A 14,926-nucleotide genomic window follows, 5' to 3' on the forward strand; every position below is an offset into this window, starting at 1 on the left:
GGCGGTCCGCGGACCGCCGCCCCTCCCCTTCGGCGGGGTCAGACTCCCCAGGTGGCGCGCAGGGGCATTCCCGACTCCTGGGAGACGGGGAGCTTCACGCCGAGGATCTGGTGCAGCTGCACCATGTTCTGCTCGAAGCCGAGCCGGCAGCCGGCCATGTAGAGCCGCCAGACCCGGGCGGTCTCCGCGCCGACCTCCCCGACCGCCTCGGCCCAGTGCTCGTCCAGGTTGCGGCACCAGTCGCGCAGGGTCAGCGCGTAGTGCTCGCGGAGGTTCTCCTCGTGCCGGATCTCGAACCCCTGGTCGTTCATCTGGGTGAGGAGGAAGCCGGGGCCCTCCAGCTCCCCGTCGGGGAAGACGTACCGGTTGATGAACCCGTCCGGGCGGATCGACTGCTGGGTGTTGTCGGCCCGGGTGATGCAGTGGTTGAGCAGCCGCCCGCCCGGCCTGAGCTTGCGGTGCAGGAACTGGAAGTAGCCCGGGACGTTGGCCTGCCCGATGTGCTCGGTGAGCCCGATCGAGCTGATCGCGTCGAAGCCCGCCTCGGGCACGTCGCGGTAGTCCAGGTGCCGCACCTCGGCCAGGGCGGTCAGCCCCTGCTCGGCGATGGTCTTCTGCGCCCACTCGGCCTGCTGCTTGGACAGGGTGACGCCCAGCGCCTTGACCCCGTACTCGCGGGCCGCGTGCACGACCATGCCGCCCCAGCCGCAGCCGACGTCCAGCAGGCGCATGCCCGGCTCCAGGCCGAGCTTGCGCGCCACCAGGTCGAACTTGGCGGACTGCGCCTCCTCGAGGGTGGCCCGCTCGGTCGGGTAGAGGGCGCACGTGTAGGCCATGGACGGGCCCAGCACCCAGGCGTAGAAGGTGTTGGAGACGTCGTAGTGGTGGCTGATGGCCTGGGCGTCGCGCTTCTTGCTGTGCCGCCGCAGCCGTCCCGCCCCGCGCACCTCGACCGAGGGCGGGGGCATCCTGGTGGCCGCGGCGGCCCGCAGCAGCGGGTCGTCCACGATGCTCGCGAGCACCTTCAGCCGGTCGGTGACGCTCAGCCCGCGCAGCGTGTGGGAGAGCCTGCTGAGGGTGGTGTACATGTCGCCGTGCACCTCGATGTGCCCGGCCACGTAGGCGCGGGCGAGGCCGAGGAGGCCGGGCGAGCGGACCAGGTAGGAGACCGCGTAGGGCGTCCTGATCTCGATGCGGACGTCGGCGTCCGGGTCGCCGGCGCGGCTGCCGTCGTAGGCCGCGAACTCGACCGGCACGTCCTCGCCGTTCGTCACTTTCTCGAACACTCTAGCCAGGGTCATGTGCCCCTCACACACTTCTCGTAGAGATCATACAAACGGCGCTCAGGGTCGTATTCATCCTTGAGCTTGCGATAACTGGCACCGTCGTAGTGCCGCCAGAATTCATCACGCGTATAGAAGGAAGTGGAATAGAGGGATTTGTGACCGTCCAGCTCGTCCACCACCTGCTCGATGCGGCGGTTGTGGTGGTCGGGCAGTTTTCCGGGCTGCTGGGGGACCGTGCCCCAGAACCCGACGTTGACGTAGTCGCGGCCGGGCTCCAGCGGGTACAGCGGCCACTTCTCCCGGGCCTTGAGCGGGCAGAGCCAGACCGGGCGCATGCCGATCTCCTCGTGGAAGAACTCCAGGAACTCCGGCAGCCGCTCGGTGGGCACCTCGATGTCCTGGATGACGTCCTCGCGCGGCGGCCTGCCCGTCCAGCGGTCGATCCGCGCGGTGAGGTGGGTGCGCTTGTCCAGGGCGACGAGCCTGCGGTAGACGTCGGAGCGCTTGCGGGAGTCCGGCCACAGCCGGCGCACCCAGGGGCGCTGCAGGCCGAAGGCGCCCGAGCACCAGAACCAGTCGGTGTCCCAGCGCCACAGGTAGTCGTGCACGGTCAGGAAGTCCACCGAGCGCTCCTGGATGGAGCGGAAGTAGATGCCCTGCCCGGTGTAGTCCGAGCGGTAGGGCGCGGTGTCGGTGAACGTGCCCACCGTCAGGTAGACCTCGTCCGGCCCGAACGCCGTGCCGTCCAGGAAGTCGGCGTCACGGATCTCCAGGATGGCCCGCGACGCCTCGGCGGCGTCGGAGAAGCGCAGGTGCCGCAGCTTCACGTACGGCTTCACCGGGATGAGGTCGATGGTGAGCCGCAGCGCGTACCCGAGCGTGCCGTAGGAGTTGGGGAACCCGTAGAAGAGGTCGGCGTGCTCGTTGTCGCGGCGCGCGGTGACGATCCTGCCGTCCCCGGTGAGGATGTCCATCTCCCGGACCGCCTCGTGCGGCAGGCCGAGCCGGAACGACGTCGACTCGATGCCCAGGCCCGTGACGGCGCCGCCCAGGGTGATGGTCTTCAGCTGCGGGACCACCGTCGGCATCATGCCGTGGCGCAGCGTGGCGGCCACGAGGTCCTCGTAGGTGGTCATGCCCTGGACGACGGCGGTGTCGCCGCGCACCTCCAGGACCTTGTCGAACCCGGCCACGTCCAGGCCCGGCGCGGCCAGCGCGTCGCGGAAGCGGAACAGGTTCGATGTCGTCTTGGCCAGCCGCACCGGGGATCCGGGCGGGATCGCGGAATAGGACGCGCGCAGCGCGGCCACCGCCTCGTCATGTGAGGATCCGACTGTGAGCATGGGTGCCTCCCCTTCCGATCTTCACATCCACTGTGGAACGCAAACCCCTCCCACCAGAAAAGATCTACGCTCATTTGGCGTCTCTCGCCACCGCAATTAATGCCCCTTCCGTTCTATTACGGGCGGGACATGAGAACAACTCGCCGGCGGCGGGGCCGTTCAGGTGGCCGAACGCTCCACATAACTGTGGCCGGGCCGGACGGGCGTCCCGGCCAGGAGCTGGCTGACCGTCACGAACCGGTAGCCGCGTTCGGCCAGTCCCGCCAGGATCTCCGGCACCGCCTCGATACTGCTCAGGTGGATGTCGTGCAGCAGCACGATGTCGCCGGCCCCGGTCTGCTCGAGCACCCTGCGCCTGACCTTGGCGGCGTCGCGGTCCTGCCAGTCCAGGGGGTCCACCGCCCACATGATCTCGGCCAGGCCCAGCTCCCGCGCCACCGCGGCGACGCGCTCGTTGGTCGCGCCGTAGGGGGGCCGCATCAGGGTCGAGATGTAACCGGTGTGCGCCTTGATGGCCGCCTGGGTCCTGCCGAGCTCGGCGCGGACGCCGTCCGGGGAGAGCGACGCGAGGCTGGCGTGGCTCCAGCTGTGGTTGCCGATCTCATGGCCCTCCTGGAGCTCCCTGCGCAGGATCTCCGGGTTCTCCTCCACCATCCGGCCCACCACGAAGAAGGTGGCCCTGACCCCGCGCTGGGCCAGGATGCGCAGCAGCACCTCGGTCTCCTTGGCCGGCCCGTCGTCGAAGGTGAGCGCGACGCACTTGAGCACCGCGCAGTTCGTCCGGGTGTACTCGGGGCTCAGTCCGCGGCGGACGTCCGGATCCGGCTCCTTCAGCGTCACCGGCAGCGGCGCCGGCGACACGGCGCCCGCCGCGCGCATCGGCTTGACGTCTCCCCCCGAGCCACCGCAGGCCACCAGAGTCCCGATAAGCCCGGCCATCAGCACGATCCGCCGCATCGCTCTCCCCTGACCGTCGGAAACGATAGGGACATGCCCTGGCATATACCCCCGGGAACCAGATGCCGGACATCTTCGTTATCGTTTTCCCCTCCCTTTTCCCCCACAGGATGGTCGGAATCAGGATGAAGTTCTGGGACCGTTTCGGACTCCGCCGCCACCGCGGGGCGGCGATCCAGCGCTTCGACCGGGAAGCCACGGACTCCGACCTCAAGGCGCTCGTCGCCTTCGCCAAGGAGCGGCGCGGAGTGGAGTTCTACGTCGAGCCCGAGACCTTCGCCACCGGCGCCACCGCGGTCGCGGTCGCCCACGACGGCGAATGGATCCGGCGGCGGGTCGGCGCGCCCGCGGTCATCGCCAAGGTGGCACGGGATCTGAAGCTGCCGGTCTACGACGTGCAGATCACCGGTTATCCCAGGAGAATGCGCGAATGGAACGAACGTAATAAACATCAGCGCGGGACGCTCTGAACCGGTTGTCCACAAGCCGCCTGCGGGGGCGCGGGATCCGTGGGAGCGTCGGGTCATGAACGACTCACGGCTCGGTGATCCGCGGCGGGGCTCCGCTCCGCTCGTCATCCGCGACGCGGCGGATCTGGTCTCGGCGGTGCCCTACATGCTGGGCTTCCACCCCTCCGACAGCCTGGTGGCGGTCGGCTGCGGCGGTCCGCGGGGCTCCTGCGCGCTGCGGTACGACCTGTCCCTGCCCCCGTCCGGGACCCTGCACCTGGCCGAGGTGCTGGCCTTCCACGGCTTCAAGACGGCGATGCTCGCCGGCTACGGGCCGCGGGAACGGGTGGTCCCGGCCGTCGAACCCGCCGTCCGGGCCCTGCTGGCCAGCGGCATCCGGGTGCACGAGACGGTGCGCGTCCACCAGGGGCGCTTCTGGCCGGACGTGCTCGACGACGGCGAGGGCCGCCCGCTCACCGCCACCCCGCTGGCCGCGCATGCCGTGCTCAACGGGCTGGTCGCGCTGCCCGGCCGGGAGTGCCTCGCGGCGACCATAGCCCCGCTGCCCGACCCCGTGCGGGAGCACGCCCTGCACGAGACCTCCCTGGTCGGCGCGGAGGTGGCGGTGGACCAGGGCCTGGCCCTGGTGCGCGCGCTCGCCGCGGAGCTGGAACGAGGCGACCCCCCGCCCTCGATGCCGCGGATCGCCCGGCTCGCCGTGGCCCTGACCGAGATCCGGGTACGGGACGAGGCCTGGGTGCGGATCGACCCCGCCTCGCTCCCCGCGCACCTGGAGTTCTGGCGCCACGTCCTGCGGCGCACCGCCCCCTCCCTCCTGGCCCCGCCCGCCGCGCTGTTCGCCTACTGCGCCCTCCTGTCCGGCGAGGGCGGCCTGGCCAACCTCGCCCTCGACCTGGCCCTGGAGGCCGACCCCGCCTACTCCATGGCCCTGCTCCTCCGCCAGGCCATCGCCTCCGGCATGCATCCCGCCTCACTCGCCATCGGCCTCACCCCCGAAGAGCTCGCCGACTCCTACCGCGACCCGCCCGAGCTCCGCCCCGCCCTCTTCGACGCCCCTCCGCCCCCGTCCGGGGCACGGGGGCGTGCGGGCTCGGTGGAGACCGAACAGGGAGAAGAAACGGGAGATGAGGGGGCATAGGGGGGCTTTAGGTGATCCAGGTCATAGAGTGCTCGGCGTGAACGTCATGCGTCGATGGCCCCGGCCGCTCCGGTGGGGTGCCCGGATCCTTGCCCTCCTGCTCGTGCTCGCCCTCGTGGCCGCCCTCTGGGTGGTGTGGACCGTCCGCCGGTCCTTCCCCGACTACGGCGGGGAGGTCCGGCTGGCGGGGCTGAGCGCCCCGGTCACCGTGCACCGCGACGCCCACGGGGTGCCGCAGGTCTACGCCGACACCCCCGAGGACCTCTTCAAGGCGCAGGGCTACGTCACGGCGCAGGACAGGTTCTGGGAGATGGACTTCCGGCGCCACGTCACCTCCGGCCGGCTGTCGGAGCTGTTCGGCGAGACGACGCTGGAGACCGACAAGGTGGTGCGGACCCTGGGCTGGCGGCGCGTCGCCGAGCAGGAGCTGGCCCTGCTGGAGCCGGAGACCGTCAAGCTGCTGGAGGCCTACGCCTCGGGCGTGAACGCCTGGCTCGACGAGCACCCCGACACCTCCGACCAGGCGCTGGAGTACGCCGTCCTGGGCATCCAGCGCAGCGGCTACCGGCCCGAGCGCTGGAGCCCCGCCGACTCGGTGGCCTGGCTCAAGGCGATGGCCTGGGACCTGCGCTCCAACATGGACGACGAGCTCGGCCGCGCCCTGGCCGGCACCAGGCTGCCCGCCGAGCGGGTCGACCAGCTCTACCCCGCCTACGACGACGAGCGCATGCCCGTCATCGTCGGGGACACCGAGAAGTCCGGCGAGAAGCCCTCCGGCACACCGGTGCAGGCGCCCGCCCGCGCGCTGAGCAGCGTGCTGGAGAGCATCCGGGCGATGCCGGAGATGCTCGGCAACGGCGCCTCGGAGATCGGCTCCAACTCCTGGGTCGTCTCCGGATCGCGCACCGCCACCGGCAAGCCGCTGCTCGCCAACGACCCGCACCTGGCGCCGCAGATGCCGTCGGTCTGGTACCAGGCCGGGCTGCACTGCAGGAAGGTCACCGAGGCCTGCCCCTACGACGTCACCGGGTTCACCTTCTCCGGGCTGCCCGGCGTCGTCATCGGCCACAACCACCGCGTCGCCTGGGGCTTCACCAACCTCGGCCCCGACGTCACCGACCTGTACGTCGAGCGGATCGACGGGCAGAACGCCGAGTACAAGGGCGAGAAGGAGCCGCTGCAGGTCCGCGAGGAGACCATCAAGGTCGCCGGCGGCCAGGACGTCCGGCTCTCCGTCCGCGCCACCCGGCACGGGCCGATCATCTCCGACGTGCTGGCCAAGTCCGCGAAGCTCGTCTCCGGCTCCACCGAGGCGATCGCCATGCGCTGGACGGCGCTGGACCCGGGCCGCACCGCCGACGCCGTCTTCCAGATGAACCGCGCGACGGACTGGAAGTCCTTCCGTGAGGCGGCGGCCTCCTTCGAGGTGCCCTCGCAGAACCTCGTCTACGCCGACGTCGACGGCAACATCGGCTACCAGTCACCCGGCCGCATCCCGGTCCGCAGCAAGGGCGACGGCACCCGGCCCGTGCCCGGCTGGGACGGCGAGCACGAGTGGACGGGCTTCCTGCCCTACGAGGAGCTCCCCTCGATCCAGAACCCGGAGAAGGGCTACATCGTCACCGCCAACAACGCGGTCGTCGGCTCCTCCTACGAGCACCTGCTCACCAAGGACTGGTCCTACGGCTACCGCGCCGCCCGCATCGACGAGCTGCTGAAGGGCGACGACAAGATCGACGTCGCGGGCATGGCGGACGTCCAACTGGACTCCCGCAACGGCTTCGCCCCCGTCCTCGTCCCGCACCTGCAGCGGGTCGGCTCCGGCCTGAAGGGCGTCGACCTGCTGGACGGCTGGGACTTCACCCAGCCCGTCGACTCGGCGGCCGCCGCGTTCTACAACGCCGCCTGGCGCCACCTGGTCCTGCTCACCTTCAACGACGACCTCCCCGAAGGCGCCCGCCCCGACGGCGGCGACCGCTGGTTCGAGGTCGTCCGCACCCTCCTGGACGACCCGGCCGACCCCTACTGGGACGACGTCTCCACCCCGGCGAAGGAGGACCGCGACACCATCCTCAAGTCCGCCCTCCGCGCCGCCGCCGCCGAGCTCACCGACCTGCTCGGCGACACGCCCTCCGCATGGCGCTGGGGCGACCTGCACACCCTCACCGTCACCAACCAGACCTTCGGCACCTCGGGCATCGCCCCCGTCGAACGCCTCTTCAACCGCGGCCCCCTGCACCTGCCCGGCGGCCAGTCCATCGTCAACGCCACCGGCTGGGACGCCCAGGAGGGCTACGCCGTCGACTGGGTCCCCTCCATGCGCATGGTCGTCGACCTCGCCGACCTCGACGCCTCCCGCTACATCAACCTCACCGGCGCCAGCGGCCACCCCTTCACCGACCACTACTGGGACCAGACCTCCCTGTGGGCCGAAGGCAAGACCATCCCCTGGCGCTCCACCCCCGCCCTCATCGAGAAGGAATCCCGCCACACCCTCACCCTGAAGCCCTGACCCCTGCCCCACCCACGGGAGCCCCGCCCCACCGGCCGGGGCTCCCGCCTTTTCCGCCCCCCGCCCACGCGCACGCCTGCCGGAACACCCCCGCGCCCGCACGACAGGACCCATCACTCCGCCCGCACCGGCTCGCCTTCACGCACAAACCGCCCGAGCGCCCTGCGTTCAAGCAGGGCGGAATCCGCCGTTCCGAACGCCCGTACCCGCACGACGAAGCCCGTCGCCCCGCCCGTCCCGACCCGCGTCATGCACGAGCCACCCGAGCGCCCTGCGTTCAGGCGGGGTGGGATCCGCCGCCTTCTGACGATCTGTTCCCCATTCACGCGCACGCCTGCCGGGGTGCCGCTCGTGCGGGCGGGGCGGGTTTCGCGGTCAGGGGTGGGGCGGGGTCAGGGGGTGGTGAGGCGGGTGAGGGCGGCTCGGACGACGGAGGGGTCGGTGGTGGTCCAGAACGGGGGGAGGGAGGACAGGAGGAAGGAACCGTAGGCCTTGGTGGACAGGCGGGAGTCGAGGATGGCGACGACGCCCTTGTCGGTGGTGCTGCGCAGGAGGCGGCCGGCGCCCTGGGCGAGGAGGAGGGCGGCGTGGGAGGCGGGGACCTGCATGAAGCCGTTGCCGCCGCGGGCCTCCACGGCGCGCTTGCGGGAGGAGGAGACGGGGTCGTCGGGGCGGGGGAAGGGGATGCGGTCCATGACGACGAGGGACAGGGACGGGCCGGGAACGTCGACGCCCTGCCAGAGGGACAGGGTGCCGAAGAGGCAGGTCTCGGGTGACTCGGCGAACTGCTTGACCAGCTGGGACGTGGAGTCCTCGCCCTGGCAGAGGATCGGGAAGTCGGTCTCGAGCTCCTCGGCGGCCTGCTTGGCGGCGCGCATCGAGGAGAACAGGCCCAGGGTGCGGCCGCCGGCCGCCTGGATGAGCTCGGCCAGCTCCGCCAGGTACTCCTTGGGCAGCCCGTCGCGGGTGGGGGCGGGCAGGTGCCGGGCGATGTACAGGATGCCGCTGCGCGGGTAGTCGAAGGGCGAGCCGACGTCGAGGCCCGTCCAGATCAGGGGCTTCTCGTCGTCGGCGGAGGCGCCGCCGTCCTCGGCGGCGGGGACCTGCGGCTCGGGGGCGCCGAGCGGGGGCAGGCCCCACTGGCGGGCGAGCGGCTCGAACGAGCCGCCGAGGGTGAGGGTGGCGGAGGTGAGGACCGTGGTCCGCGTCTTGAACAGGGCCTCGCGCAGCAGTCCGCCGACGGCGATGGGCGCGACGTGCAGGGCGGGCGGCCATTTGCCCTCGAAGGACTTCGACACCCAGACGACGTCCCAGCGGTCGGGGATCGGCGCCTCGAACGATGCGAGCATGCGCGCCGCCGTGGTGTGCAGGTCCTCCAGGGAGGTCTTGGCGGCGCGGCGGCCCGCCGAGATCGCCGGGTCGGCCTCCTTCGGCTCGGGGCCGAGCTCGCGCAGGCACTCCTGCGCGCTGTCCCGGATCGCCATGAGGGTGTTGCCCAGGTGCGAGGGGAGCACGTCCAGCCGGGCGGCGCCCTGCTCCTCCAGCGCGACCCGCAGGTCCTCGCCGAGTTCCTTGAGCCGGTCGGCGGAGCGGTCGGCGATGAGCTTGCCCACCCGCCGCGCCGCCGTCTCCACGGCGTTCGCCGACAGCTCCCCCGAGGCCACCGAGGTGACCCGGTCGACGAGGTCGTGCGCCTCGTCGATGATGACCGCGTCGTGCTCGGGCAGCACCTGGAAGTCCTCGAGCGCGTCGATGGCGAGCATCGCGTGGTTGGTCACCACCAGGTCGGCCTCGGCGGCCTCGGCCCTGGCCTGCTCGGAGAAGCAGGACTGGGCCTGCGGGCAGCGCTGCCCGCCCAGGCACTCCTTGGCCGTGACCGACACCTGCCGCCACGCCTGCTCCGAGACGCCCGGCACCAGCTCGTCCCGGTCGCCGGTCTGCGTCGTGTCGGCCCACTCGTGCAGCCGCTGCACCTGGCGGCCGAGCGCGGAGACCTGCGCGGTGTCGAACAGCCCGTCCTCGGGGTCGTCGGGCGCGCCCACCGACACCCGGTTGAGGCACAGGTAGTTGCGCCGCCCCTTGAGGATCGCGTAGTGCAGCTCCCTGCCGATCAGCGGTTCGAGCGCCGCCGCCAGCCGGGGAAGGTCGCGGTCGACGAGCTGCTGCTGCAGCGCGATCGTCGCGGTGGAGACCACGACCGTGGTCCCCTTGTACACCGAGTGGCGCAGCGCCGGCACCAGATAGGCCAGCGACTTGCCGGTGCCCGTGCCCGCCTGCACGGCCAGGTGCTCCGCGCGCCGCAGCGCCTGGTCGACGGCCTCGACCATCTTGGTCTGCCCGGGTCTCTCCCTCCCCCCGACCGCCTCCACCGCCGCGTCCATCAGCTCACTGAGCGGTGGCAGATCCTGCTTGGCGATACGCGGTTGCGGCGAGGGAGAAGACACCCGGCAACCGTACCGGCTCCCACCCACAGAAGACCCCGTCATCCACAGCCCTCGCCCCGCCCCCCGACCCCCGCCGCCGGAAGGCACCGGGGCGACGCTCCGACGTGACCGGCTCGGCAGAAGACGGCCTGGCGACGCTCCGACATGGCGGGTCCGGCGCAAAGCGGCCGGGCGACTCTCCGACATGGCGGGTCCGGTGCAAGGCCGCCGGGCGGGCCGGCGGAGGGTCAGACGCGACGGGTCTCCAGGAAGGCGGCGAGGCGGCCTATGGCGTCTTCGAGGACTTCGGCGTGGGGGAGGGTGACGAGGCGGAAGTGGTCGGGGCGCGGCCAGTTGAAGCCGGTGCCGTGGACGATGAGGAGCTTCTGCTCTTCCAGGAGGTCGAGGCAGAAGCGCATGTCGTCGGTGACGGGGTAGACCAGGGGGTCGAGGCGGGGGAAGACGTACAGGGCGCCCTTGGGCTCGACGCAGCTCACGCCGGGGATGTCGTTCAGCAGCTTGACGGTGCGGTCGCGCTGCTCCAGGAGGCGGCCGCCGGGCAGGACGAGGTCGCGGATGCTCTGGCGGCCGCCCAGGGCGGCCTGGATGGCGTGCTGGGCCGGGGCGTTGGGGCACAGCCGCATGTTGGCGATGACCTCGATGCCCTCGATGTAGGCCTCGGCCTCCAGTTTCGGGCCGGACAGCACGACCCAGCCGGAGCGGAAGCCCGCCACGCGGTAGGCCTTCGACAGGCCGCCGAAGGTCAGGCAGAACAGGTCGGGGGCGAGCGCGGCGATCGAGGTGTGCACGGCGCCGTCGTAGAGGATCCGGTCGTAGATCTCGTCCGAGAAGACGATCAGGTCGTGCCGCCGCGCCAGCTCCGCGATGCGCTCCAGCATGGCGGGCGAGTAGACCGCGCCGGTCGGGTTGTTGGGGTTGATGATCACCAGCGCCTTCGTCCGCGGGGTGATCTTGTCCTCCATGTCCTGGAGGCTGGGCTGCCAGCCGTCCTCCTCGTCGCACAGGTAGTGCACGGGGGTGCCCCCGCTGAGCGACACCGAGGCGGTCCACAGCGGGTAGTCCGGGGCGGGGATGAGCACCTCGTCGCCGTCGTCCAGCAGCGCCTGCATGGTCATGACGATCAGCTCGGAGACCCCGTTGCCCAGGAAGACGTCCTCGACGTCCAGCCCGCGGAAGCCCTGCTCCTCGTAGTGCTGCACCACGGCCCGCCGCGCCGACAGCAACCCCTTGGAGTCGCTGTAGCCGTGCGCCTGGGAGAGGTTGCGGACGACGTCCTGGAGGATCTCCGGCGGCGCCTCGAAACCGAACGGCGCCGGGTTGCCGATGTTGAGCTTGAGCACCCGGTGCCCGGCTTCCTCGAGCTGCTTGGCCCGCTTGAGCACCGGCCCCCGGATCTCATAGCAGACATTCGCCAGCTTGTCCGATTGTTTCACCCGCATGACACAACACTAGTCGTGGCCCGTTCCAGATGTCGCACGGGTTTCCGCGCCCTGTGTCCCGCGCTACATACATTCAGGCTTGATTGCTTGTATCTGTTCGACGTACCGTCCAACCATGTCCGTGAGCAGGCGCCGCCACCGCAGACCCGGCGGCCGCACCCAGGCCGAGCGCCGGTCCGCCACCCAGGCCCGGCTGCTGGAGGCCACCGCCGAGACCCTCGCCGACCTCGGCTGGGCCGGCCTGTCCACCACCGAGGTCTCCCGGCGCGCCGGGGTCAGCCGCGGCGCCCAGCAGCACCACTACCCCACCAAGATGGAGCTGGTCGCCGCCGCCCTGGAACACCTCCTGGACCGGCTGCGCGAGGAGTACCACGAGGCGTACGCCCGTCTCCCCGACGAACAGCGCAACGTCGCCGGAGCGCTCGAACTCTTCTGGGCCACGCTCCAGCAGCCGCCCGCGATGGCCCTGCTGGAACTCGCGCTGGCCGGACGCACCGACGACTCCCTGAACGAGGTCAGCAAGCAGCTCAACAACCGCGTCGTGGAGATCGTCAAGGAGGTCTTCCACGAGCTGTTCCCCGAGAGCCTCCCCGAGGAGCTGGTCGACACGCTGATCCGCGGGCTGTTCGCCCTGCTGGTCGGCCTCTCCCTCCAGCGCTCCCTGGACGGCGACGCGAACGGGCACCAGCGCGCCGTCCTGAACATGATCAAAGCTTTCGCCCAGGACCTCATCCCCCCGGCCTGAAGGAGCCAGCATGGCCAAGCCCCCCGTCGAACTCGCCGAAGAAGTCCGCGAGGCGGTCAAGGACCGCAAGTCCTACCTGGGCGTCATCGACCGCCTGAACAAGGCCAGCGTGGACAAGCACTGGGAGGCGTACGCCGACATCCCGTGGGACGACCCGGAGTACCGGATCGACCCCGCCGACCCGCGCTGGATCCTGCCCGAGAACGACCGGCTCGGCACCACCGCCTGGTACCGGGCCCAGCCCGTCGAGGTCCAGGCCCGGATCGGGCTCTGGCGGGTGGCCACCGCGATGAAGATCGGCCTGCAGTTCGAGAACCTGCTCAAGCGCGGCCTGCTCAACTACGCCTACCGGCTGCCCAACGGCCGCCCCGAGTTCCGGTACGTCTACCACGAGACGACCGAGGAATGTCACCACGGGATGATGTTCCAGGAGTTCGTCAACCGCACGAAGATGCCGATCAAGGGCATGCCGCGGTCGCTCAGCCTGGTCGCCCAGCTCGCCCCGCTGATCCCGCTGATCTCCACCGAGCTCTTCTTCGTCTTCGTGCTCGGCGGCGAGGACCCGATCGACTACGTGCAGCGCAAGTGGCTCAAGGAGGGGCGCACCAAGCACCCCCTCGAAGAGACCATCATGAAGATCCACATCGCCGAGGAGGCGCGGCACATCTCCTTCGCCCGTCACTTCCTCAAGCACCGGGTGCCCCGGCTGAACCGGGCGCGCCGCCAGGCCCTCGGCCTGTTCACCCCGATCGTGCTGGGGGTGATGGCGCGGATCATGCTCGCCCCGCCCGGCTCGATGGTCCGGCACTTCGGCATCCCGCAGGAGGTCGTGCGCGAGGCCTACCAGAACGAGGCGGCCCTGGTGGAGCTGCGCAACTCCGTCGCCAAGATCCGCGACCTGATGGACGAGCTGGGTCTCATCAACGCCGCCAACAAGCGGGTCTGGTCCGCCTTCGGCATCTGGGACGAGCCCAAGCAGTCGCGCCGCCCGGCCAAGGCCGCCGCGTAAAGCCGCCGAGGTGCGCTCTTCTCCCGGGAAGAGCGCACCTCGCGCAGTGGTGACCGCCGCATCAGCGCCCTAGAATCGAGCGACTTGTCGGCTTGATCACAATTGGGGCGTCCGCATGAGCATCACGATCGTCACCGGAGGCGCCTCGGGCATCGGACGCTCCCTCGCCGCCCGGCTGGCCGGACGCGGCGACACAGTGATCATCGCCGACATCGACGCCGCGGGCGCGGCCGCGACCGCCGAGGACCTCAACGCCCGGTCCACCGGCAAGTCGTTCCCCGCCGAGCTCGACGTCACCGACGCCGACGCCGTCCGCGACCTCTACCAGCGGACCGCCCGCGACCACGGCCGGCTCGACCTCGTCTTCAACAACGCCGGCATCGCCGTCGCCGGCCTGGCCGAGGAGCTCGCCCTCGCCCACTGGGACCGCGCCGTCGACATCAACCTCAAAGGCGTCATCCACGGCGTGGACGCCGCCTACCGGATCATGCTGGAGCAGGGCCACGGCCACATCGTGAACACCGCGTCCCTCGCCGGCCTCTTCCCCATGCCGCTCGGCATCCCCTACACCACCACCAAGCACGCGGTCGTCGGGCTCGGCCTCGCCCTGCGCGCCGAGGCCGCCACCCGCGGCATCAAGGTCAGCACCGTCTGCCCCGGCTTCGTCGACACCGGCCTGCTCAAGACCGTCAACGCGGGACTCCCGGAGACCGGCATGAGCAGCAAGCCCGGAGCCGAGGACGACTCCGGCGCCGCCTCCAAGCTCTACTCCCCCGACGCCATGGCCGCCGACATCATGAAGGGCGTCGCCCGCAACCGCGCCCTCATCGTCGCGCCCGCCTCCGGGCGGCTCGCCTGGCGCGTCATGCGGCTCAGCCCGCGGCTCGCCGTCCGCCTCGGCCGTTTCGCCGTGAAGGGTTACCGCAAGGAGCACGGCCTGGGCTGACCCGCCGCCCCGGATACCGTGGGGGCATGGAACGCGTACTGGTGAGCAGCTGCCTTCTGGGACGGCCCGTCCGCTACGACGGCCGCGCCAAGACCAGCCCGTCGGACGTCCTCGCCCGCTGGCTCGCCGAAGGACGGGTCGTGCCGTTCTGCCCCGAGCTCGCCGGCGGCCTGGGCGTCCCGCGCCCGCCCGCCGAGCTCCGCGGCGGACGCGTCGTCACCGAGCACGGCGACGACGTCACCGACGCCTTCCTCCGCGGCGCCCGGCTCGCCCTCGCCGCCGCACGGGAGAACAGGGTGCGCGTCGCCGTGCTCAAGGAGGGCAGCCCCTCCTGCGGGAGCGGACGGATCGCGGACGGCACCTTCGGCGGCGGCAAGATCCCCGGTGCCGGGCTCACCACCGAACTCCTGCGCGCCGAGGGGATCACCGTCTTCAACGAAGACCAGTTCGCCGAGGCGGACGCCCTCCTCCGGGACTGAACGAGGCTCCTGCGGAAAGCGGGAAAAGGGTCTGGAAATGCGGAAAGGCCCCGGACGAATGTCCAGGGCCTTTCCTCACAATGATTGCGGCGGTGACCTACTCTCCCACACAGTCTCCCATGCAGTACCATCGGCGCTGGAGGGCTTAACTTCCGGGT

The 14,926-nt window shown here is 71.0% G+C and carries 12 protein-coding genes and 1 rRNA gene; 7 read left to right on the forward strand and 6 right to left on the reverse strand.

Annotation, left to right across the window (positions count from 1 at the left end; genetic code table 11):
* Positions 1-38 precede the first annotated feature (38 nt).
* The 3 genes from ABD140_RS30040 to ABD140_RS30050 form a co-directional block, all read right to left on the reverse strand.
* On the reverse strand, positions 39-1,301 hold the full coding sequence (locus tag ABD140_RS30040) for a class I SAM-dependent methyltransferase (RefSeq protein WP_344244429.1): 1,263 nt from the start codon (positions 1,299-1,301) through the stop codon (positions 39-41).
* The gene (locus ABD140_RS30045; RefSeq protein ID WP_344244431.1) at positions 1,298-2,629 is read right to left on the reverse strand and encodes an FAD-binding oxidoreductase; all 1,332 of its coding nucleotides are present in this window, start codon (positions 2,627-2,629) and stop codon (positions 1,298-1,300) included. Before ABD140_RS30045 ends, ABD140_RS30040 begins: the two co-directional genes overlap by 4 nt.
* A 159-nt stretch (positions 2,630-2,788) precedes the next feature.
* Complete coding sequence (locus tag ABD140_RS30050; protein WP_344244433.1) at positions 2,789-3,586, reverse strand: polysaccharide deacetylase family protein; 798 nt, start codon at positions 3,584-3,586, stop codon at positions 2,789-2,791.
* A gap of 125 nt (positions 3,587-3,711) precedes the next feature.
* Between ABD140_RS30050 and ABD140_RS30055 the strand changes: the two genes are divergently transcribed.
* Genes ABD140_RS30055 through ABD140_RS30065 form a run of 3 tightly spaced genes read left to right on the forward strand, consistent with a single transcriptional unit; the run spans position 3,712 to position 7,706 of the window.
* A complete protein-coding gene (locus ABD140_RS30055) occupies positions 3,712-4,056 on the forward strand; it encodes a hypothetical protein (protein WP_344244435.1) in 345 nt (114 codons plus the stop codon).
* 55 nt (positions 4,057-4,111) lie between these two features.
* On the forward strand, positions 4,112-5,194 hold the full coding sequence (locus tag ABD140_RS30060; RefSeq protein ID WP_344244436.1) for a DUF4192 domain-containing protein: 1,083 nt from the start codon (positions 4,112-4,114) through the stop codon (positions 5,192-5,194).
* 46 nt (positions 5,195-5,240) lie between these two features.
* The gene (locus ABD140_RS30065; RefSeq protein WP_344244449.1) at positions 5,241-7,706 is read left to right on the forward strand and encodes a penicillin acylase family protein; all 2,466 of its coding nucleotides are present in this window, start codon (positions 5,241-5,243) and stop codon (positions 7,704-7,706) included.
* A gap of 392 nt (positions 7,707-8,098) precedes the next feature.
* Here the strand turns inward: ABD140_RS30065 and ABD140_RS30070 are convergent, their stop codons facing one another.
* On the reverse strand, positions 8,099-10,087 hold the full coding sequence (locus ABD140_RS30070; protein ID WP_344244450.1) for an ATP-dependent DNA helicase: 1,989 nt from the start codon (positions 10,085-10,087) through the stop codon (positions 8,099-8,101).
* A 290-nt stretch (positions 10,088-10,377) separates the two neighbouring features.
* Complete coding sequence (locus ABD140_RS30075) at positions 10,378-11,589, reverse strand: pyridoxal phosphate-dependent aminotransferase (protein ID WP_344244437.1); 1,212 nt, start codon at positions 11,587-11,589, stop codon at positions 10,378-10,380.
* A 115-nt stretch (positions 11,590-11,704) separates the two neighbouring features.
* Here ABD140_RS30075 and ABD140_RS30080 point away from each other — a divergent pair, with 115 nt between their 5' ends.
* From ABD140_RS30080 to ABD140_RS30095, 4 genes are all read left to right on the forward strand, one after another.
* Positions 11,705-12,334: a TetR/AcrR family transcriptional regulator gene (locus ABD140_RS30080; protein WP_344244439.1), complete on the forward strand. Its 630-nt coding sequence runs from the start codon at positions 11,705-11,707 to the stop codon at positions 12,332-12,334.
* A 10-nt stretch (positions 12,335-12,344) separates the two neighbouring features.
* Positions 12,345-13,343: an AurF N-oxygenase family protein gene (locus ABD140_RS30085; protein ID WP_344244441.1), complete on the forward strand. Its 999-nt coding sequence runs from the start codon at positions 12,345-12,347 to the stop codon at positions 13,341-13,343.
* A gap of 115 nt (positions 13,344-13,458) precedes the next feature.
* On the forward strand, positions 13,459-14,289 hold the full coding sequence (locus tag ABD140_RS30090) for an SDR family NAD(P)-dependent oxidoreductase (RefSeq protein WP_344244443.1): 831 nt from the start codon (positions 13,459-13,461) through the stop codon (positions 14,287-14,289).
* 26 nt (positions 14,290-14,315) lie between these two features.
* Positions 14,316-14,768 (forward strand): 2-thiouracil desulfurase family protein, encoded by a 453-nt coding sequence (locus ABD140_RS30095; protein ID WP_344244445.1) that lies wholly within the window; start codon positions 14,316-14,318, stop codon positions 14,766-14,768.
* A gap of 84 nt (positions 14,769-14,852) precedes the next feature.
* Here ABD140_RS30095 and rrf read toward each other — a convergent pair.
* A 5S ribosomal RNA gene (rrf, locus tag ABD140_RS30100) occupies positions 14,853-14,926 on the reverse strand; the annotation flags it as partial.

Origin of the sequence: Actinocorallia libanotica, assembly GCF_039525175.1 — a bacterium.
Lineage (GTDB): Bacteria > Actinomycetota > Actinomycetes > Streptosporangiales > Streptosporangiaceae > Actinocorallia > Actinocorallia libanotica.